We start from the raw sequence: 22,126 nt of genomic DNA, 5'->3' as shown, positions 1-22,126 counted from the left end.
TATGCGCTGTGTTAGTCTGGAATATATATCGTAGTCAGAAGAGGATATGGGCGTACCTGCTGAGAATTGCAGGTGTAGCCGGCTTATTGATGCTTGCCGCTGTTTACCGCGGAGGAGAGGATGGTGCAGCCCTCATGACTCCACGTTGGTGGGGAATACTGGGATTGATTGGCTGGGCATATTTATTTGCAGGCATCTTTTTTCAACTGTTCAGGAAAAACCTGGTGATGATGCTGGCGATGATTTGTTTTTGTATAGCGTTTTATATTGCCGGCAAAACCTCTTTCGTTCAGGAAAATGAATCGTTACGCTGGATAAGCAGCCAGGCGGGCAATGCCGCGCATACTTCCATAGTGCTATGCGGAATAGTATTGTCGCTTATTTATTTCGATAAGAACGATACTAAAACTGCCACCCGCCGGTTTGCAGAAGCCGGAGCTTTTACGCTGCTGCTTTTTGTGGCAGGATATATATTGCGGCCTTATTTCGGCATCTCAAAAATTTATGCTACGCCAACCTGGTGCCTCTGCAGTGCAGGTATTTCCTGTATAATTTTTAGTATGCTATACTGGCTGATTGATATAAAAAAAATAAGCAACTGGACCCGTTTCTTCAGTCCGGCTGCTGTTAATCCGCTGCTTACTTATATCATCCCCGGCATATTATATGCTTTATTCGCCGTGTTGCACATCAGTATCTTCCCTTATAGCCTGCGTTATGGGGTGCCGGGCTTTTTGTGGGCTGCATTTTATGCCATTGCCGTAATGTATATCGCAAAAGGCCTAAACAGGCTTAATATAAGATTGCAGTTGTAGGGAGATGAATATGGGAATTTGAAAATTTTAAAATGAGAGCAGGATGAGTTGATAACGGAGATGAAAGCAATACTATAGCCGATGTGGAAGCGTTGTTGCATGGTTTTATCCGGCAGCGCGGCTCTTCTCCGCAAGGAGAGGAGAAGGAGGTAAAGCGCTGTTTAGTGCGGATGGCTTACGGTTCATAGCTCTGCATGTGCTACACTGGGGCTAATTCTTATTTTCACAAAATTGGCAAATCAGGCTTGTGTGTTAAAAAGGAAAAGCCAATGTCATTGATCTTTGAAGAAGTGAAATTAGGGTGTGGTTACAGGATTGATTTATTTGCAGAACGGAATTAAAAGCGTTGTAAACAGGTTATGATTCCATAGTGGTCTTTGCCTGCCCGAATGATTCGTTCAGACGGGCGAAAACTTTGTATTTCCTTTGCGGTTATATTTTTTCCGCAAAGCGCACTAAGTTCCCCTGGCGGCTATCTATGAAGGAACATCGCTGATGGGATAGTGTTATGTCAAATGTGAAATGAACTTTCACGTCTCACATTTAACGATAATATACAAATATAATTTGATTGATCTAACACAGCTCTATGTAAACGATGCTTCTCCGTTTTCAATCCGCATAAAATGCGTAACGCACTCCGGAATTTCTTCTTTATAATGGCTTACGTATAGCAGGGTAGTATCGAACAACCCGCAGATATCATTAATGATTTGCCTGAATTGATGCACGTGTTCCCGGTCTAAGCCCTGGCAGGGTTCATCTAAAATTAACAGGGGTGGATTTTTAACCAGGGCGCGGGCCAGTAATACAAGCCGCTGCTCCCCTGCGGAAAGCAGCGATAATAATTTGTTTTGAAGAGGCTCCAGTTTAAATAATGTCAGCCATTGATTTACCTGGCTCCGCTGTGCCGCCGTTAAGGTTTTGAATAAGCCAATAGAGTCGAACAGGCCGGAGGCGATCGTTTCAAAACAGGTAGCGGTATAATCAAAGTATACATGCATTTCGGGCGACACATAACCAATCTTTCTTTTGATATCCCAAATGCTTTCGCCGCTGCCCCTGCGTTTATCAAACAGGTAAATTTCGTTGGCATAAGCTTTCGTATTATCACCGGTTATTAAACTCAGTAATGTGGATTTGCCCGCGCCGTTAGGTCCGGATATGCTCCAGTGTGCGCCCTTTTTTACTTCCCAGTTAATATTTTTTAAAATTGTTCTTTCTCCATACTGTACATATACGTTCGCCATTTTTACGGCATATTCAAAGTTGCTTTCGGCAGGCTGTTGCAACGCTTTTAGAAGCGGGCGGTTAATCCGGAAGCCTGTTGTAAAAGCAGCAGCATGCGGGTTAAATTTTTTTTTTGGATTCGCGGAAATTAATTTACCGTTTTCCAGTATAGCAACATGCGTTATGCAATCCGGTATTTCGGTTGCCGGAGTAATAAGTATAATTTTTACACCTGCGTGGCTCAGGGTATTAATAACCTGTGTAAGCATTGTTCTGCCTTCAGTATCTAATCCAACAAAAGGGTTGTCTAATATCAGCAGTTCGGGCTCGCTCAGTATGGCTTTAGCAATTTGCAGCCTTTTGTTTTCGCCGTTAGACAGTTGTATCAGAGGCTCCTGCAGTATATGCGCTATATGCACTAACCGGGGCAATTCCGATGTGGTAATTCCCGAAGCAAGTGTAGCCGATGGAGAATCGTTTAAGTGCAACACTTCAGCAACAGTTAGGGTATTGTTTGCGTCAGTTGCATTGTAGCGTTGCTGGTAGTAAAAATCGGAAGTGTTGGAAAGGTTTTTAAACCGGTGCTGCTGTTCCACCACTACTATCTCCGGGCGGTGGCCTGTTTTTTCGTTAAAAATAATACGGCCGGAATAGTGTTGCTGTCCTGCAAGTGTATGAGCCAGCATTGTTTTGCCGCTTCCCGAAGAACCTGTAACCGCCCATTGCTCATCGCTTTGGATAACGAGGTCAATATGGTCAAGGAGCATTCTGCCATTGCGTTGCACCGTTAATTGCTCAAGTTGTAAAAAAGGAAAAGCCATTCTGTTGCCAGGTTGATCGTAAGGTTTCAGGGAAGAGGATTTATAATTTATGGTTTGTGGTTTATAGTTTGTTTTCCACCTCTTCTCACGTTCCACCTCTTCTCACGTTGCACCTCACCCTCGTTAGTCGTCATCTTCGTAATACGCGTCTTCATTACTGTAGTACGATGATTCCCACGCTTTCACTGCTTTGTCATCAAGCAGTTCAATAATCTCTAAAATCGGGTCCGATTTCCGTTTCCACTCCGTCATTTCCGTTTCGCCATATCGCGTTATAAACAGGCAATGATCGGATTCGAGCATAACCTTAATGAGTGCAATAGGAGATCCCTCCTTTTCTTCAATAAGATAATAACATCCTTTTTCCAGCAAAGCATACGAATACATAACATTTCAAATTTTAAATCTGATCAATGCAGAATTAATGGGTCAATTAGAAATACAAATGAGGTTGTAAGTACGCCAGAAAATAATGGTATTAGCAGAACTGGTTTAATCACCGGATGTTTGAAGTTTCATAGGAAAATGACCAGTTCACTGGTACAAATGTAATGGAAATACCCGGCATCAATAGCTTAAAAAGCTTTGATGCCGTATATTTTAAATTATAGTAGCCTTGTTGCTGTTTGTAAACAATATTACGTATTATATGTATTAATATGTGTTAGTGCGTATTTAAGAATTTTTCCGGATTCGGTATGAAATTAAGAAAAGCTTTAAAGTGGTCGGCGTATTTTCTTTTATCTAACTTAAAATAATAAGCCCCTTTTTTGGAGTTTTTTTTATCCTTTTCTTTTTGCTTGATCAGTAACCCTGTTGATAATATTTTACGGCTGAAATTGCGGTTATCAAAATGGGTATCATACACAGCTTCATACAGGTGCTGAATTTGCGGAATAGTGAACCTGTATGGTAACAGTTCAAACAAAACAGGATGTATTGCCGCCTTATACCGCAGTTGCTTTTTCGCTAAGCTTACCATCTTATCATGATCGAATATAAGCGATGGTACCTCTTTGAGCATAAACCATTCTGCATGATATTCATCACTCAGTTGCTTTTCATACTGTGATATATCAATTAAAGCGAAATACGCGATGGAAACCGTTCGTTCCACAGGGTCGCGGCTGGGGTCGCCAAAAACCAGCAGTTGCTCCATATACACATTGGCTAACCCGGTTAACTTTTCCAATATGCGGCCCGATGCATGTTCCAGGTTTTCATTAGGGCGTACGAATCCGCCCATCAGGCTCCATTTCCCTTTTTCAGGTTCCATTCCTCTTTGTATGAGCAGCAGTTTAATGTTGCTGCCATCAAATCCAAAAATGATACAGTCAATGGCAACAAGTATGCGGGTTTCTTTACTATAACGGGATAACATTGGGGGAACTAACCTTTGAGTGTTGAAGATAAGGGGTGAAATAGTGGATGAAAATAACAATTTTTGTGGAATGGGAATGCGATTTTACTTTTAGTATTATATATTGCCGCAAGTACGGCACCTAAAATTGTGATAATGAACGATAGCTGTAAAGCTTTTATTTTTGATCTGAATGGTACTATGATTGATGATATGGCTTTTCATGTAAAAGCCTGGTATCATTTATTGAACGGTGAACTGGGAGCCGCTTTAAGTGAAGAGGAAGTAAAGATGCAGATGTACGGAAAGAACAGCGAAGTAATGGACCGGGTATTTGGTAAAGGTCATTTTTCGGTGGAAGAAGCCGATCGTTTATCGTTTGAAAAAGAAAAAAGATACCAGCAGGCCTACCTGCCGCATTTGAAACTTATAGAAGGATTGGATGGGTTCCTGGAAACCGCCCGTCAAAAGCATATTCCCATGGCTATTGGCTCTGCCGCCATACCTTTTAATATCAATTTTGTTTTAGATAACCTGCATCTCCGGCATTATTTTTCCGCTATTGTAAGCGCCAATGATGTAAGCGTGAGCAAGCCGCACCCCGAAACTTATTTGAAAGCTGCGGCGTTGTTAAACGTACAGCCGGAACACTGCGTGGTTTTTGAAGATGCCCCAAAAGGCGTTGAAGCGGCTTTACATGCAGGTATGCAATCCGTAGTGCTTACTACCATGCACGATAAAGAAGATTTTTATGCATACGGTAATGTCTTGTTTTTTGTAAAAAACTATAAGGATACGGTTTTGAAAACATTGACAAGGCAATAGATATGATCTGCCCCGAAGTCCGGTTTTAAACCCGTTCGTAACATTTATCCGGCATAGTTCCATGCAAGCGGAAACATTCTGCGTTAAAATAAAATGTCAGAAAAACATTTTTATATTAAATTTTAACTATTTTTAACACCGTTTAATAGGTGAAGTCATATTGTTTATATATGGCATTCTCTTTTTAAACCGGGTTGCAAAAGGCCGGATATTTTATTTCAGGAATGAACAGTTGTATTTCTTAACTCCAAAACTAGATGTTATATGAAAAATTTCCTTTTATTGTTATCCCCGTAGCTTTCATTCATCCGGAACTTGTATCACATTTAATTTATAATGAAGGTTAAATGAGCAAGGTTCTGCTGAATCCTGACAAGCTATTCTTACGATTTGAATCTCCGAATATTAAGACCTCAAACTAAAATCAAAACATGATGCAACATTTTCTGCTTCAGAAAGTAAAGCAGGCTGTAGCACTAACGATGGCCTTGCTGTTTATTAGTGCCGGCAGCTTTGCGCAAACTATTGCTGTTAAAGGCAAAGTTACCAACGACAGAGCTGAACCCATGCCCAATGCCAGTGTTATCATAAAGGGTACTACTACCGGCGTTACCACCGGCGATGACGGGGCCTTTAGTATTAATGTGCCCAGCAAGAAGGCGATACTGGTTATTTCGGCTGTTGGGTTTCAAACACAGGAAAGAACGGTAGGCAATCAAACTAATTTTGAAGTGGCATTGGTTCCCGGAGCAGCCAGCGAGTTAGATGCCGTAGTGGTGGTGGGTTATGGTACCCAAAAAAAGGTTACGGTTACGGGAGCGGTGGCACAGGTTAAGGGCTCTGATCTGGCTAAATCTCCGGCAGTTAACCTTTCAAATTCATTGGTAGGCCGTTTGCCAGGTATTAGTGCAGTACAGTCGAGTGGTGAACCCGGATACGATGGTTCAAGAATCCGCATTCGCGGAACAAATACTTTAGGAAATAGTGATGCGCTGATAGTAATTGATGGCGTGCCGGAGCGTAGTGGGGGCTTAGAGCGTTTGAACCCAAATGATATAGAAAGTGTTTCTGTTTTAAAAGACGCTTCTGCTGCTATTTATGGCGCCCGTGCTGCAAATGGTGTTATACTAATTACCACAAAGCATGGTAAAACCGGTAAGCCACAATTGTCTTACGACTTTAATTATGGGTTGGCACAGGCAACTGTTATTCCTAAACTGGCAAATGCCGTGCAATACGCCGAAATGGCGAACGAACTTGTGATATGGAAAGATCTGGCAAAAAACCCGGAGCAATGGAGCGCCGCATGGAATGCTTTTAAACAAACGGGAAGCTATGCCCGTACAGATGGCGGAACGCCTAATCCGGTAAATGCTACGTACAAACCGGCGGATATGGAAAAATTTGCAGATGGTTCCGATCCCTGGGGACATCCCAATACGGATTGGTTTGGAGCGGTATTAAAAGACTGGTCTCCCCAGGTAAGGCATAACCTGCAGTTGAGTGGAGGATCCGAAAATGTAAAATACCTGGCCTCGCTTGGTTATAATGACCAGGATGGGTATTATAAAAATTCGGCTACCGGGTATAAGCAATACGATATGCGTCTGAATTTAGACGCGAAAGTGAATAAATACATTAATGTTCAGTTAGGACTTACAGCCCGTGAAGAATACCGGTTTTTCCCAACCAAAGGTGCTGGTGCTATTTTTAGGATGTTAATGCGTGGCAAACCAACCGAACAGGCAATCTGGCCAAATGGCATGCCTGGTCCTGATATTGAAAACGGTGAAAATCCGGTAGTGATCACAACCAACTTAACCGGCTACGACAGGGATAAAAGGGATTATTTTCAAACCAATGGTAAGGTCGAAATATTGATCCCTGGCGTGGAAGGATTGAAACTAACGGGTATGGCTGCTGTTGATAAATACATTTACCGTGGCAAAAGATGGGAAACGCCCTGGTCGCTGTACAATTGGGATAATGTTACCTATGAAGATGATGGAGTAACACCCAAACTTAGCAAGGTTGTGCGTTCCACTTTCACCGATCCCAGGTTAAGAACTGCTGACGAAAACAAGTTAAACCTTTTATTGGGCGCATTGCTTAATTATGACCGCACGATTAAAGGAGACCATACCGTTAATGTATTGGTGGGTATCAACCGCGAAACTATCGCGGATGACTATTTTAGTGCATACCGCCGCTATTTTATTTCCACTGCGGTGGATCAGATGTTTGCAGGGGGCGATGCCGAAAAAGACAATAATGGCGGAGCCTATGAACGTGCCCGTTTAAGCTATTTTGGCCGTGTGGGCTATAACTTCAAGGAAAAATATCTCGCCGAATTTGTTTGGCGCTACGATGGTTCTTATATTTTCCCGGAAGACTCCCGTTTTGGGTTTTTCCCGGGGGTATTGGTAGGATGGAATATTTCTGATGAAAACTTTTTCAGGGATAATGTACCATTTATCAATTACCTTAAATTAAGAGCCTCTTATGGGCAAATGGGTAACGATCAGGTGTATTTTAATAACACCTTACAGGAATATCAATACCTCTCTACCTATAGATTTAATAGCTATATTATTGATAGAAATTTATCTAAAACTTTGCTTGAGAGCAGAGTGCCTAACCCCGACTTTACCTGGGAAGTAGCCAATAACAGCAATATCGGCTTAGAAGGCAGTGCATTGGACAGAAGATTGAGTTTTGAGTTTGAATATTTTATCAATAAGCGCAATCAGATACTTATTCAAAAACAAGGGTCTACGCCGGCCAGTGCTGGTATTGCCCCATTATTGCCCCCTGTTAACCTTGGTAAATTGAGTAATAAGGGTTGGGAGTTTAAATTAGGATTTTCCGATCAGGTAGGTGATTTCCGTTATAGTGTAGGAATTAACGGCGGGTATGCAAAAAATAAAATTGATTTTTGGGATGAAATTCCGGGGGCACCGGAGTGGCAGAAATCTACCGGAGCTTCCTTTGGCAGCAATGGCGTAAACTACCTGGCATATGAATACGATGGCGTATTTATTGACCAGGCGGATATTGATAAAAACACGTTGGATTACAGTAAGCTTGTAGGTACGCTTCGCCCGGGAGATATGAAATATAAAGATATTGATGGGAACAAAAAGATTGATGATGATGACAGAACAAGGTTAAAGAAGAACAGAGATCCTATGTTTACAGGGGGCGCTTCTATTAACCTACAGTATAAAGACTTTGATCTTTCTATTCTCTTCCAGGGAGCTACCGGTGGTTTATTGTTCTTTGGAACAGAGTCCGGCAGTATTGGTAACTATCTTGAATATTCATACAAGAATCGTTGGAGTATAGAAAATCCGAGCAGTGTACACCCTCGAAGTGCAAATAGAGGCGATCAATACTATTCGGGTCTTAATACCTATTGGTTGAAGAATAGTGATTATCTCCGTTTAAAAAATATTGAGCTGGGCTACAGCTTGTCAGCTAAATTAACAGAGAGAGTGGGCATTAATAATTTCCGCGTATATATTAACGCGCTTAATCTGCTGACTTTTGACAAAATGAAAATATATGATCCTGAATCAACCAGCAGCAGCGGACAGTATTACCCGCAGGCAAGAATTATTAACGGCGGCTTTCGCGTAACCTTTTAAAACGAATCATAATGAATAATATGATAAAGAATATTTCAGTAGTCATTTTTATAGCGGGGGTTATTGCTTTAGCATCCTGTAACAAAGACTTTTTGAATACTAAACCATTAGGCGAAGTATCTTCAGAAGATGTATGGAAGGATGGCCCGCTTTCAGAGGCCTTTGTTACCGGGGTTTATAGCCGCCTGGGCATGGGTGGGTTTGATGAGCAAATGCTTTCTTCCTTAACAGATGAATCTGTTTTTACACATCCAAATCGGGGTATTGATATTGTAAATGAAGGCATATTAAATCCTTCAAATTTAGGATGGACGAATGGTACCTACGAATGGGGAAGTATGTTTAGTGGTATTCGCAGCGCTAGTGTGGCTTTAACAAACCTTAGAACGGCTACATTTGATGACCAGGATTTAAACGATCGTTTGCAGGGCGAATCTTATTTTTTGAGAGCGTATTATTCTCATCAATTACTTCGTTTTTATGGCGCTTTCCCTATTATTGAAAAGCCTTACGGACTAAATGAAGATTATACTATTGCAAGAAATACTTTTGAAGAATGTGTGAATTTTATTGTTGATGATTGTGATAGTGCGATTTTACTTTTAAAGGGTAAAGATTTACCACGTGGCCGTGCTTCCCAACTTGCAGCGATGGCTTTAAAGTCCCGTGTGTTGTTGTATGCGGCGAGCGACCTGTACGATGTACCCACTGCCAAATCCAAATCCACGGTTTTAGCGGCATATCCAAATCCGGAACTAATTGGATATACCAGTGGAGACCGTATTGCCAGGTGGACGGCAGCTAAAGATGCGGCAAAAGCTGTTATAGATTTAGGCACAGGATATAAACTTGGTTTGGCTGCGCCGGTTTCTTTTGCAGATGCAAAGAAAAATTATATCTCAATGGCAATGGGCGGAGGGAGTAAAGATGCTAATGTAGATGCAGCAGCCGAAGTTGAAATAATATTTGAAAGAGGGTACACAGCTGATAAAGATGAATACGCAGGACAGTATGTTGGACTTGCAAACGGGCCTAATGGTTATCACAATTGGGCGGGTAATACACCTGTCCAGCAAATGGTAGATGATTATGAAATGATGGACGGTACAAAGTTTAGCTGGAGTAATCCTGCCCAGGCGGCATCACCCTATACTGGCAGAGAACCACGTTTTTACGCCACTATTTTGTATGATGGTGCAGATTGGAAACCCCGTGATAAAATTTCCGGTAATGTTGATCCGGCAAACCAGGTGCAAACGGGTCAATACCAGGTAGGGGCTGGAAATATATTTGGTTTGGATACCAGGCAATCATCCATTGAAGACTGGAATGGTAGCTGGACTGGTTATTATATGCGGAAATTTACGGATCCTGACCCTGTGGTTGTAGACAATTATGTTCGCCAATCAATTCCCTGGCCATTTTTTAGATATACCGAAGCTGTATTTAATTATATAGAAGCTTGTATAGAACTGGGAGAAGAGCCGGAAGCCAGGGATTGGCTGAATAAAATTCGCTACAGGGCCGGGATGCCGGCCATTACCGAAAGTGGAGCTGCATTGCGTGACCGCTACAGAAACGAACGCAGAATAGAAATGGCTTATGAGGAACAACGTTACTTTGATGCCAGGCGTTGGATGATAGCTTCATCTACTTTAGGTAGAGAAAATGTTTTCATTAGTGTTAAAGGCACATTGAAACCCGGTCAAACCGCTCCATCACCTTATCGAAAAGATGATACGAAATATAATTATACGTATACTCCATTTGTTGATGTTGGACTTGAAGACCGCCAGTGGTTAGATAAAATGTATTTCAGGCCTTTAAGCCGCGATGAGGTGAAAAGAAATGATAAGCTGATTCAAAACCCCGGTTACGAATAATTGTTTATTTTAAACTTCAGTATTGTTTACCTTTAAATCTATGCTGGCCCAAAGCCGGCATAGATTTTTTAAAGCATATCCCTCATCTCAAATATTTATACTGTGTTGCGATTTAATGTACTGCTGGCAATAGCATATGTGGCATTGAGTGTATGCAGTTGTGCTTCACCGGTAAATGAAAAAAAGGATGAAGCAAAGAAAGCTGATCCGCTGTTTGTATTGTTGCCGCCCGAACGCACCAACGTTCACTTTGCCAATACGCTTGAAGAAAACCTCAACCTTAATGTTTTGATGTATGAATATTTGTACAACGGCGGTGGAGTGGCGGCAGGAGATGTAAATGGCGATGGATTGCAGGATATTTATTTCTCCGGCAATACCGTGGAAAATAAATTATACCTCAACAGGGGTAATATGCAGTTTGAAGATATTACGGCAAAAGCGGGTGTTGGCGGCAGAGCCGGTCCCTGGAAAACAGGTGTAACCATAGCCGATGTAAACGGCGATGGCCTGCCGGATATATATGCCTGCTATTCCGGAAGACTGCCCGCTGCTAAAAGATTAAACCAGTTATTCATCAACCGGGGAAATGATAAAGATGGTATACCGGTTTTTGCCGAACAGGCGGCACAATACGGGTTGGCCGATTCTTCCTTCAGCACCCAGGGTTACTTTTTTGATTATGATAAAGATGGCGACCTGGATATGCTGCTCCTTAATCATAACCCCAGCTCATTGCCTGTTTTGGATGAAGCCAGTACAGCCGGTATATTGAAGCAATCCGATCCGCAAATAGGTATAAAATTATTCAGGAACGATAAAAATGTGTTCAGGGATGTTACACCGGTGTCAAAAATAAACAGCTCGGCCTTAACCTACGGCCTGGGAGCTGCCATTGCCGATATCAATGGCGATGGATGGCCGGATATGTATATCTGTAACGACTACACCGTACCCGACTACCTGTATATCAATAATAAGAACGGCACATTTACCGATGTAAAGCAGGTTGCTTTGGGGCATACCACGCATTTTGGTATGGGTAATGATGTGAGCGATATTAATAATGACGCGTATCCCGATATCGTATCGCTGGACATGCTGCCGGAAGATAACCACCGGCAAAAAATGCTGATGGCGCCTGATAATTACGAAAAATTTGACCTCATGCTGCGTAGTGGATTTTATTACCAGTATATGCGTAATATGCTGCAAGTAAACAATGGTAACGGCACCTTCAGTGAAATCGGACAGTTGTCCGGTATTTCAAATACAGACTGGAGCTGGGCGCCGCTCGTTGCCGATTTTGATAACGATGGATGGAAAGATATGTATGTAACGAATGGCTATACCAGGGACTATACGGATATGGACTTTATAAAGTATATGAACGATTATGTGCAGCACAACAGCGGCGACATCAGGCGGCAGAATGTGCTGGACCTGGTGCATAAAATGCCATCTTCCAATATGATTAATTATATGTTCCGCAATAACGGCAATCTTTCTTTCAGCAATGTAAGCGCCGGATGGGGATTTAATATACCGTCTAATAGTAACGGCGGCGTATATGCGGACCTTGATAACGATGGGGCGCTGGATCTGGTCATCAACAACATTAACAAGCCCGCGTTTATTTATCATAACCAGTCTGCAAAAAAAACAACACATCATTTTCTGCAGGTTAGCCTGGAGGGAGCAGCTCAAAATACACAGGGGCTGGGAACAAAAGTTACCCTATTCAATAAAGGGAAAATACAATATGCAGAGCAGATGCCGGCAAGAGGCTACCAGTCGTCCGTTACACCTGTGCTGCATTTTGGGTTAGGCGATGCCACCCATGTAGACTCCATCAGGGTGGTATGGTTAAGTGGCCGGCAACAAGTGATGCATGATGTAAAAGCAGATCAGCACATTACTGTAAAGGAAAAAGATGCTTCCCCCGCTTTCCGCATTCCAATAAAGGAAGAACCATTGTTTAAAGAAGTTAAGTCGCCTGTTGCTTTTACGCATGTGCAGAACACCATCAATGATTTTAAACGGCAGCCTTTAATGGTCAATCCAATGTCTTTTTTTGGTCCCTGCCTGGTTAAAGGCGATGTGAATGACGATGGGCTGGAAGACGTATTTGCCGGGGGCGCCACAGGGCAGGCAGGTGTATTATATATACAGCAAAAAGGCGGGCAATTTGCCATGCGGCCACAACCGGCCTTTGAAGCGGATAAGATGAGTGAAGATGCCGATGCTGCTTTTTTTGATGCTAATGGCGATGGATTCATTGACCTGTATGTTGCCAGTGGCGGTTACCACAGCTTTGACCCGGGCGATACCCGGCTGCAGGACAGGCTATATATTAATGATGGTAAGGGGAATTTCAAAAGAGCGGAAGCTGCTTTACCACCGATGTATGCCAGTAAAAGCTGCGTGCGCATAGCTGATATAAATGGCGATGGGTACCCGGATGCGTTTGTTGGCGGCAGGGTTGTTCCCGGGCGTTACCCCGAAACGCCGGAGAGTTATATCCTTATCAATGATGGCAAAGGACACTTCACCGGTCAAACCAAAAATGTGGCGCCTGCATTGCAACGTGCGGGCATGATAACGGATGCCACCTGGACAGACATGAATGGCGACAGCAAACAGGACCTGGTGGTAACAGGAGAATGGATGCCGGTGATGGTATTTATAAATAATAATGGGAAGCTGGAAGATAAAACCAATACCTATTTTGAAAAACCCTGCTACGGCTGGTGGAATAAGCTACTGGTACAGGATATGAACGGAGATGGTAAGCCCGACCTGATAGCAGGCAACATGGGGTTGAACACACAATGTAGGGTAAGCGAAAAGGAGCCTGCCGAAATGTATTTCAAAGATTTTGACGATAATGGATCCGTTGATCCCATACTGTGTTTTTATATACAGCACAAAAGCTATCCTTATGTTACGCGGGATGAGTTGCTGGACCAGATGAGTACCATGCGAACCCGGTATACCAATTATCAATCCTTTGCCGATCAAACCCTGGCCGACATTTTTACTGCAAACGATCTGAAAGGCGCGGGACATGTAAAAGCAGATTGTTTAAGCTCTGCGTATTTTGAAATGGGAAGTGACGGTAAGTTTCATGGCAAAGCGCTGCCTTTACCTGCACAGGCTTCACCGGTATTTACGATTACCGCACTTGATTACAATAAAGACGGAAAACAGGATGTGCTGTTATGTGGAAATATTAACCAGGCGCGCCTGCGTTTTGGTAAGTATGATGCCAGCTTTGGCGTACTGCTGAAAGGCGATGGCAAAGGAAACTTTGAGTATGTGCCGCAGTGGCAGTCCGGATTTCGGCTATGGGGCGACATTAGAAGCGTATTGCAGGTAAATGATACCTGGCTGTTTGGCATTAATCAAAATGAAATAAAAGCGTATAGGTTGGGGGAAAAGTAAGAAGTGAAAAGTGAGAAGGCGGGAAGGTGAGAGGGGAGAGGTTGAGAAGTGATGCCCTGCAACCTGTATCCCACCCTATACCCTGAAACTTGTAACCTGTAATTCCTTTTCAATGAAAAATATTTTCTATGCTTCGTTATTGATGGCTTTTGTGATTGGGTGCACCGCTCAGAAAAAGAATCCTCCTGTATTTACCAGTGTCGAAATAGGCAGGGTAATGGCTGAGATGACGGAACTGATGATACACGATATTACCAATCCGCCACTGGCTGCGCGCTTTTTCAGTTACGCCTGCCTTGCCGGGTATGAAGTGGTGGCTCAGAATAACAGCGCGTTCAAATCTATGCATGGTATTGTAAATGGTTATCCCGAATTGAAAAAGCCGGATTCCATTGACGGGTATCATTACCCGCTTGCGGCAGTACTCGCTATGCTTGAAACAGCCCGGAAAATGCAACCTTCCGGTGAGCGGTTATTAACCTTCCGGCAGCAATTTTTAGATTCCTGTATAAAAATAGGTTTCTCAAAAAAAGCAATAGCCCAGTCACAAAATTATGCCCGCGCCATAAGTAAAGCGGTGCTGGCCTATGCCAAAGCGGATGGATACAATAAAATCAGCAACCTGCCCAGGTATACCCCTGTAAAAGGAGATGCTTACTGGTATCCTACGCCGCCAGGGTATATGGCAGCAGTAGAGCCTTATTTTAATACGGTACGGCCTTTTTTCTTAGACTCGGCCAGCCAGTTTATACCGCCGCCGCCAACCGTTTATTCTACTAATAAGCAATCCGCATTTTATAAAATGCTACATGATAATTTTAAACAGGGAGAGGCGGATCTGTCTGACGAACACAGGCTGATTGCCGCCTATTGGGATTGTAATCCTTTTGCCGTGCAAAACGATGGCCATTTGATGGTGGGGTTAAAAAAAATATCGCCCGGCGCGCATTGGCTGGGCATAACCGACATCGTATGCCGCGATACAAAAAAAACATTCAACGAAGCCATGTTCATTCACGCGCTTGTGGCAATGGGCTTAATGGACAGCTTTATGGCCTGCTGGGATGAAAAGTTCCTTAGCAACAGGGTGCGCCCTGAAACGGCTATCCGCCGGCAAATAGATCCCCATTGGAGGCCGCTGCTGCAAACACCGCCCTTTCCCGAATATTTAAGCGGGCATTCCTGCGCTTCGGCTACCTCCGCCACTATACTTAGCCATTATGTAGGCAATAGCATTTCTTTTACGGATACGGTGGAAACGCGCTACGGACTTCCGCCACGTTCTTTCAAATCCTTTAATGACGCGGCAGCGGAAGCGGCAATATCAAGGTTTTATGGCGGTATTCATTTTATGGACGCTATTGATGAGGGCCTGATACAGGGTAAAAAAGTAGGGGAATGGGTGATCACTAAAATGGAAAGGTAAAAGGGCGGCAATGCGGTCAGTATGTTATATGTTGGGGCCCCATTGTCAATAATGAATCTCACCCTGCATATACTATACCGCTGGTCCTTATTTTTTCGTTTAATTCCTGCAACCTCCGGAAATCATTCGGGGCAATCCCGGTTGTTATTATGGAAGTAAACGTTTGTGCGCTCGTTTTAATATAATAATTTGTACTTTAGAACTTTCCTCAGTAAAATCTTTCATCAACCAATATGAAGTCAAAACAAAAAAACTCAAGGCGCCTGTTCCTGAAAAATTCAATAGGCGCCTTAGCCGCATTTACCATTGTTCCCCGGCATGTACTGGGAGGTACCGGCTATCTTGCCCCGAGTGATATCCTTACGAAAGCGGTAATAGGTGTAGGTGGCATGGGCCGCGGCCATTTTGAATACGCGGGTACTAAAACAGTAGCCGTTTGCGATGTAGATACCCGGCACATTCAACTGGCTTTAGATGCGTTGGGTGGCGGAAAAGGTGTAAAAACTTTCGGCGACTACCGGGAATTGATTACACTTCCCGAAGTAGATATTGTGCATATTGCCACGCCTCCCCACTGGCATGGTATTATTGCCGCCGATGCGGCCCGTGCCGGAAAAGACATTTGGTGCGAAAAACCCATGACACGTACCATTGGCGAAGGCAAACGCCTTGTGGAGGCTGTACAACAGCACGGCCGCATATTCAGGCTCAATACCTGGTTCCGGTTCTCAGATAATTTTTATGGTATGGGTACCACGGTAAAACCCATTAAAAAATTAGTGGAAAGCGGGTTGCTGGGCTGGCCGTTAAAAGTTACGGTGAGCAGGCATACGGGTTTCGACTGGAAGTTTTACTGGGTAGGCAAAACACAGCTTATTCCCGAACCTGTTCCCAAAGAGCTGGATTATAATATGTGGCTGGGACCGGCGCCTTTTAAACCCTATAGTGCACATCGTGTACATACTACCTTTCGCGGCTACTGGGATTATGATGGTGGCGGACTGGGCGATATGGGTCAGCACTATATAGATCCGGTTCAGTATTTCCTGGGTAAAGATGATACCAGCCCGGTATCGGTAGAAGTAGATGCTCCCCAGCAGCATGATGACGCCGTGGGAACCTGGAGAAAAATTACCTACACTTACGAAGATGGTTGCCAGATTATACTCGATGGTGCGGGCACGGAAGAAAATGCCGCCTATATTGAAGGACCTAAAGGAAAATTATATCCCGGCTTCCGTTCCGATATACCCGACCTGGAAAGAAAATTAGCCGCATTCCCCGATCCGTTGCCACAGGTAACCGATTTTGTAGATGCGGTAAAGAACCGGAAAAAGTTCGCGCTCAATGAAGCCAACGGGCATCGTTCCGCTACAATAGTCAATTTGGGTAAAATTGCCTTGCAACTGGGCCGTTCTTTAAAATTTGATCCGGTAAAACAGGAATTCATTAATGATGATGGCGCCAATCGCCTGCTTAATCCTCCTTTGCGGGAACCCTGGTTTATGTAAATAAGTGCTAAAATATATTAAAAAGACAATTTTCAATTACATGCGACAAATATTAATCACATTTCTTTTTTTCTTCAGTGTGCTGCAGATGGCTGCCGCGCAAACCGATGATAATCGTACAGTTACTACCAAAATAGCCGATCTGCTGGCCAAAACGCCGGCGGATGACGCAGCTCAGTTAAACGCGAATGCCGAAGCGGTGGCTAAACTGGGAGAAAACGGGCTGGCAGAACTGGCTGCCCGTTTAAATACACCGGGCGATCATACCAAACTGCATTATGCTATTAATGGTTTTTCCTTTTCTGCCAGCCAGCCGGGTAAAGAAAGCTGGCGTCAGATGGCTGTAAAAGCATACGGGCAGGCGCTTGAAAAGCTATCGGATAAAGAGGCCCAACTGTTTATCATTACACAACTTGAACATGTGGGTAAAGATGATGCGGTAGCTTATCTGAAAAACTACCTCCATGATGAAAGGCTTTCTGATGCAGCATCGCGGGCATTAGCCACCATTCATACCGAAGCGGCTAATAACGCCTTATTACAGGCCTTACCTGGCGCTGCCGGTAACGCGCAGTTGTCGTTGGTGCAGGCGCTGGGCCATACCCGGTTTGCCGCGGCAGTGCCGCAGGTTACGGCCCTGGCCAAAAGCAATGATCCCAGTGTAACCAAAGTTGCCTTGTATGCATTGGCCCGTACCGGCGATCCGTCTTCCTTAAAACTACTGAATGCCGCTGCTGCTAAAAGCGGTTACAGCTACGATGTAACAGATGCAACATCCTCCTATCTTTTATATCTTAACTGTTTGGCTGCCACCGGGCATACTAATGAAGCCCAGAAAGCGGCGAACACTTTGTTAAAAAAGGCTTCCGGGCAGGTATATACCCGCACAGCGGCTTTACAATTATTAACGGATATACAGGGCCCTAATAGCATGGATTTATTAACCAAAGCCATGAAAGATAAAGATGCGGAGTACCGCGAAGCCGCGTTGAAATTTGCCCGTCCTTATCTTACTGAAGCCAATTCTGCACAATGGATAGCAACTTTCAATAAAGCCGGTAACGGAGCAAAAGCGGGAATACTTAATCTGTTTGGCGATAAAGCCATCTCTGCGGCTTTGCCGCTGGCGCTCCAGTCGCTGCAGAGTGGTGATGCCGGCGTACGCCTGGCTGCTATTGCCGCTGCGGCAAAAATTGGCCAGCAGGAGGCATTGCCACCTTTGCTGAATGTATTGAAAAACGGCAACGCGGAGGAAATAGCGGCAGTTAAAACAGCTTTGCTGTCTACTAAGGGCGATAAACTGGTGCCTGGTGTAAGCGAAGCGCTGGAAACGGCATCGCCTGCCGGAAAAGCCGCGTTAATAGAAATATTAGGAGAAAGGGGAGCCCGTGGAAAAGCAAAAGAAGTGCTGGCATTCGTTAATAATCCCGATCCTGCAGTGAGCCAATCGGCGCGAACAGCTTTAAAAAACATGGTCTCCCCTGTTCAGTTGCCCCAGTTAACGGCGTTGCTGTTGTCTGCCAAAAACAACAATGATATAAGTGATATGCAGGAATTACTGGTTGCTGCATTAAGTATGATGAAGAACCCGGAACAGGCAAGCGCTGTAATTATAGCCAGGGAAAAAAGTGCACCGGCAGATAAGAAATCACTTTTTTATAATGTTTTGGCCGGCATTGGCAGCAAAAAAGGATTAAACACCGTACTGGATGCTTTTTCCGGAGGCAATGCTCAAACCAAAGGAGCGGTTATAGCCGCGCTTTCTAACTGGAAGGGCGGACTGGCTACCACACAGCTATACCAGGTACTTGAGCAGGAGGGTAAAGGAACTGCTGCTCCTGAAGCGGTAGAGGGTTTTATCAGGCAAATCAGCATTTCTGATAATACCGGTGATCAAAAATTGATTTTACTGCGTAATGCCATGGATTTTGCCGGTACCGCAGATCAAAAAAAGAAAATACTGGGGCAGGTAGGAAAATGTAACACACTTCCCGCCTTATTATATGCCGGTACTTTCTTAGATGATCCTGCCTTGCAGCGGCAGGCCGGAAACGCGGTAGTGGATATTGCTTTAGCCAACAAAACGGTTTATGGAGATAATGTGAGGGCTTTGCTGGAAAAAACCATACAGGTAATGGGCAGCGGAAATGAAAGCCAGTACTTAAAGGAGGCCATTCAGAAGCACCTGGCGGCTATGCCGCAGGGCAAAGGCTTTGTTCCTATTTTTAACGGGCAGGATCTTACAGGGTGGAAAGGATTAGTTGCCGACCCTGTTAAACGTGCTAAAATGGATGCTGCCACCTTAGAAAAGGAACAGGCAAAAGCGGATGAGATTATGCGTACCGGGTGGGTTGTAAAAGACGGTTTGCTTGTTTTTACAGGAAAGGGAGAGAATTTGTGTACAGATAAGAAATATGGCGACTTTGAGATGTATGTTGACTGGAAGATAACCAAAGACGGTGATGCCGGTATATACCTGAGAGGAACACCCCAGGTGCAGATATGGGATACCTCAAGGGTAGATGTAGGCGCACAGGTAGGATCGGGCGGATTGTATAATAACCAAAAAAATGAGAGCAAGCCTTCCAAACTGGCAGATAACGCCATTGGCGACTGGAATACCTTTCATATAACTATGGTAGGCGACCAGGTTACGGTTTACCTGAATGGACAATTAGTGGTAGATAAAGTACCGCTTGAAAATTACTGGGACCGCAACCTGCCTATTTTCCCTGAAGAGCAGATAGAACTGCAGGCGCACGGCACGTATGTAGCTTACAGGGATATTTACCTCCGTGAAATTCCGCGGCCGCAACCTTATGTGCTTACCGGTGATGAGCAGAAAGAAGGATACAAAATTTTATTCGATGGTACTGCCCTGCACGAGTGGGTAGGCAATAAAACCTCCTATATTATTGAAGATGGTAATATAGCCGTATACCCCAAAAGAGGCGGAAACGGTAACCTGTATACCAAAGACGAGTACAGCGATTTCATTTACCGTTTTGAGTTTAAGCTTACCCCGGGCGCCAATAATGGCGTAGGCATCCGCACTCCATTAACGGGCGATGGGGCTTATGAAGGGATGGAAATACAGGTGCTTGATAACGAAGCCGATATTTATAAGGATCTGAAGCCTTACCAGTATCATGGTTCGGTATATGGCGTAATAGCGGCTAAGCGCGGTTATTTAAAACCGGTAGGAGAGTGGAATGAGGAAGAGATTTATATTAAAGGCAATAAGATCAGGGTTACGCTTAATGGTACCGTTATTCTGGATGGCGATATTGCCGAAGCCAGCAAGAATGGCACGGCAGATCACCGCGATCATCCGGGGCTGAAAAGGACTACAGGGCATATTGGTTTTTTGGGTCACGGAGATACCCTGTTCTTCCGCAACATCAGGATAAAAGATTTGAGTAAAGCGGTAACCAGTCCGTCTAAAGCGAAAACGAAAAAATAGCGCGGGTTTACCTGCATTCCAAATGGTTATTGCGATCCGTTGTATAACGGGTCGCAATATTTTTTTAGGGCAGGCCGGGTTAACTGTATACTGCCTGCTGTTTGGTGTAAAGGCGCTGTTTATGCGGGTTACAGCCAGTAATAGGGGTTTATTACCGGTGCAGGAAGGAATAAAAGTTTGAAAAAAAATGACTTCTTTTTCAAAAAAGATTTGGCAGCATGCAAAAGCTGGCTATCTTTGCGCTCCGCTTTTGAAAAAAGCAGTAGTTCTTAAAAAAACAAACAACGATTGAACATAGAAAAAGGGAAAAAGATTTGGTGATTTCATAAAAGATCCTACCTTTGCACCCCGTTCAAAAAAACACTAAAGATCTTCACTAATAAGTTTACCGGAAATGTGCAGAAAAGGCAATAAAAATTTTGCCTTGTAATGGTGAGAATGTAACTTTGCAGCCGGTTCTTTTTTTTGAATGTAGTTCTATGATTAGCAATATTTTATCAACCAAAAAAAACTGAAAATTTCAGTAAAAAAATTTGGTAGAAATAAAAAATCTCTTACCTTTGCAACCCGTTGAAAAACGATAGTAAAATTACGAGATTCTAAGATCTTTGAAAGTTTGGAAGCAATAGCATCCCGCAGTAATGCGGGAGTAAGGTAAACCAGCCACAAAATTTGATTTTAAGAGCAATCTTCAAATCTCAACATTATTTACAATGGAGAGTTTGATCCTGGCTCAGGATGAACGCTAGCGGCAGGCTTAATACATGCAAGTCGTGGGGCAGCAGGGTGTAGCAATACATCGCTGGCGACCGGCAAACGGGTGCGCAATACGTACGCAACCTTCCTTCGAGCGGGGAATAGCCCAGGGAAACTTGGATTAATACCCCATAATATAATGAAGAGGCATCTTTTTATTATTAAAGCTCCGGCACTTGAAGATGGGCGTACGGCTGATTAGGTAGTTGGCGGGGTAACGGCCCACCAAGCCTGCGATCAGTAGCTGATGTGAGAGCATGATCAGCCACACGGGCACTGAGACACGGGCCCGACTCCTACGGGAGGCAGCAGTAAGGAATATTGGTCAATGGACGCAAGTCTGAACCAGCCATGCCGCGTGGAGGATGACGGTCCTCTGGATTGTAAACTTCTTTTATCTGGGACGAAACACTCCTATTCTTAGGGGCCTGACGGTACCAGATGAATAAGCACCGGCTAACTCCGTGCCAGCAGCCGCGGTAATACGGAGGGTGCAAGCGTTATCCGGATTCACTGGGTTTAAAGGGTGCGTAGGTGGGTATGTAAGTCAGTGGTGAAATCCCCGAGCTTAACTTGGGAACTGCCGTTGATACTATATATCTTGAATGTCGTAGAGGTAAGCGGAATATGTCATGTAGCGGTGAAATGCTTAGAGATGACATAGAACACCAATTGCGAAGGCAGCTTGCTATGCGATTATTGACACTGAGGCACGAAAGCGTGGGTAGCAAACAGGATTAGATACCCTGGTAGTCCACGCCCTAAACTATGGATACTCGACATACGCGATACACAGTGTGTGTCTGAGCGAAAGCATTAAGTATCCCACCTGGGAAGTACGACCGCAAGGTTGAAACTCAAAGGAATTGGCGGGGGTCCGCACAAGCGGTGGAGCATGTGGTTTAATTCGATGATACGCGAGGAACCTTACCTGGGCTAGAATGC

General features: G+C 44.1%; 11 protein-coding genes and 1 rRNA gene. 9 read left to right on the top strand and 3 right to left on the bottom strand.

Annotated features, from left to right (window positions below):
• Positions 1–815: hypothetical protein (locus tag VL121_RS00060; RefSeq protein WP_325400931.1), on the top strand; the 815-nt coding region annotated here is incomplete at its 5' end.
• 587 nt (positions 816–1,402) lie between these two features.
• Here the strand turns inward: VL121_RS00060 and VL121_RS00055 are convergent.
• The 3 genes from VL121_RS00055 to VL121_RS00045 all read right to left on the bottom strand — a co-directional run bounded on the left by VL121_RS00055 (position 1,403) and on the right by VL121_RS00045 (position 4,247).
• Positions 1,403–2,866: an ATP-binding cassette domain-containing protein gene (locus VL121_RS00055; protein ID WP_325400930.1), complete on the bottom strand. Its 1,464-nt coding sequence runs from the start codon at positions 2,864–2,866 to the stop codon at positions 1,403–1,405.
• A 123-nt stretch (positions 2,867–2,989) separates the two neighbouring features.
• A complete protein-coding gene (locus VL121_RS00050) occupies positions 2,990–3,253 on the bottom strand; it encodes a hypothetical protein (RefSeq protein WP_325400929.1) in 264 nt (87 codons plus the stop codon).
• 277 nt (positions 3,254–3,530) lie between these two features.
• Complete coding sequence (locus VL121_RS00045) at positions 3,531–4,247, bottom strand: NUDIX hydrolase (protein WP_325400928.1); 717 nt, start codon at positions 4,245–4,247, stop codon at positions 3,531–3,533.
• 135 nt (positions 4,248–4,382) lie between these two features.
• Here VL121_RS00045 and VL121_RS00040 point away from each other — a divergent pair, with 135 nt between their 5' ends.
• The 8 genes from VL121_RS00040 to VL121_RS00005 all read left to right on the top strand — a co-directional run.
• Entirely contained in the window at positions 4,383–5,051 is a 669-nt protein-coding gene (locus VL121_RS00040; RefSeq protein WP_325400927.1) for an HAD family hydrolase, read from the top strand.
• Positions 5,052–5,482: 431 nt separating this feature from the next.
• A complete protein-coding gene (locus tag VL121_RS00035; protein ID WP_325400926.1) occupies positions 5,483–8,698 on the top strand; it encodes a SusC/RagA family TonB-linked outer membrane protein in 3,216 nt (1,071 codons plus the stop codon).
• Positions 8,699–8,709: 11 nt separating this feature from the next.
• Positions 8,710–10,581, top strand: coding sequence for a RagB/SusD family nutrient uptake outer membrane protein (locus VL121_RS00030; RefSeq protein WP_325400925.1), 1,872 nt, complete (start codon positions 8,710–8,712; stop codon positions 10,579–10,581).
• Positions 10,582–10,683: 102 nt separating this feature from the next.
• The gene (locus VL121_RS00025; RefSeq protein WP_325400924.1) at positions 10,684–14,025 is read left to right on the top strand and encodes a VCBS repeat-containing protein; all 3,342 of its coding nucleotides are present in this window, start codon (positions 10,684–10,686) and stop codon (positions 14,023–14,025) included.
• 112 nt (positions 14,026–14,137) lie between these two features.
• Positions 14,138–15,451, top strand: a complete 1,314-nt coding sequence (locus VL121_RS00020; RefSeq protein ID WP_325400923.1) for a vanadium-dependent haloperoxidase — start codon at positions 14,138–14,140, stop codon at positions 15,449–15,451.
• Between the two features lie 233 nt (positions 15,452–15,684).
• A complete protein-coding gene (locus VL121_RS00015; RefSeq protein WP_325400922.1) occupies positions 15,685–16,962 on the top strand; it encodes a Gfo/Idh/MocA family oxidoreductase in 1,278 nt (425 codons plus the stop codon).
• Between the two features lie 40 nt (positions 16,963–17,002).
• On the top strand, positions 17,003–20,425 hold the full coding sequence (locus VL121_RS00010; protein ID WP_325400921.1) for a 3-keto-alpha-glucoside-1,2-lyase-like domain-containing protein: 3,423 nt from the start codon (positions 17,003–17,005) through the stop codon (positions 20,423–20,425).
• A gap of 710 nt (positions 20,426–21,135) precedes the next feature.
• Positions 21,136–22,126, top strand: a 16S ribosomal RNA gene (locus VL121_RS00005); the annotation flags it as partial.

This window comes from Agriterribacter sp. (assembly GCF_035497235.1).
In the GTDB taxonomy this organism is placed as follows: Bacteria; Bacteroidota; Bacteroidia; order Chitinophagales; family Chitinophagaceae; genus Agriterribacter.
This window is presented reverse-complemented; position numbering and strand designations above follow the sequence as displayed.

Excerpts from the sequence above, each read along its gene's own strand:
- VL121_RS00055 (WP_325400930.1), bottom strand. The coding sequence starts at position 2,866 with ATGGCTTTTCCTTTTTTACAACTTGAGCAATTAACGGTGCAACGCAAT.
- VL121_RS00050 (WP_325400929.1), bottom strand. The coding sequence starts at position 3,253 with ATGTATTCGTATGCTTTGCTGGAAAAAGGATGTTATTATCTTATTGAA.
- VL121_RS00045 (WP_325400928.1), bottom strand. The coding sequence starts at position 4,247 with ATGTTATCCCGTTATAGTAAAGAAACCCGCATACTTGTTGCCATTGAC.
- VL121_RS00040 (WP_325400927.1), top strand. The coding sequence starts at position 4,383 with ATGAACGATAGCTGTAAAGCTTTTATTTTTGATCTGAATGGTACTATG.
- VL121_RS00035 (WP_325400926.1), top strand. The coding sequence starts at position 5,483 with ATGATGCAACATTTTCTGCTTCAGAAAGTAAAGCAGGCTGTAGCACTA.
- VL121_RS00030 (WP_325400925.1), top strand. The coding sequence starts at position 8,710 with ATGAATAATATGATAAAGAATATTTCAGTAGTCATTTTTATAGCGGGG.
- VL121_RS00020 (WP_325400923.1), top strand. The coding sequence starts at position 14,138 with ATGAAAAATATTTTCTATGCTTCGTTATTGATGGCTTTTGTGATTGGG.
- VL121_RS00015 (WP_325400922.1), top strand. The coding sequence starts at position 15,685 with ATGAAGTCAAAACAAAAAAACTCAAGGCGCCTGTTCCTGAAAAATTCA.
- VL121_RS00010 (WP_325400921.1), top strand. The coding sequence starts at position 17,003 with ATGCGACAAATATTAATCACATTTCTTTTTTTCTTCAGTGTGCTGCAG.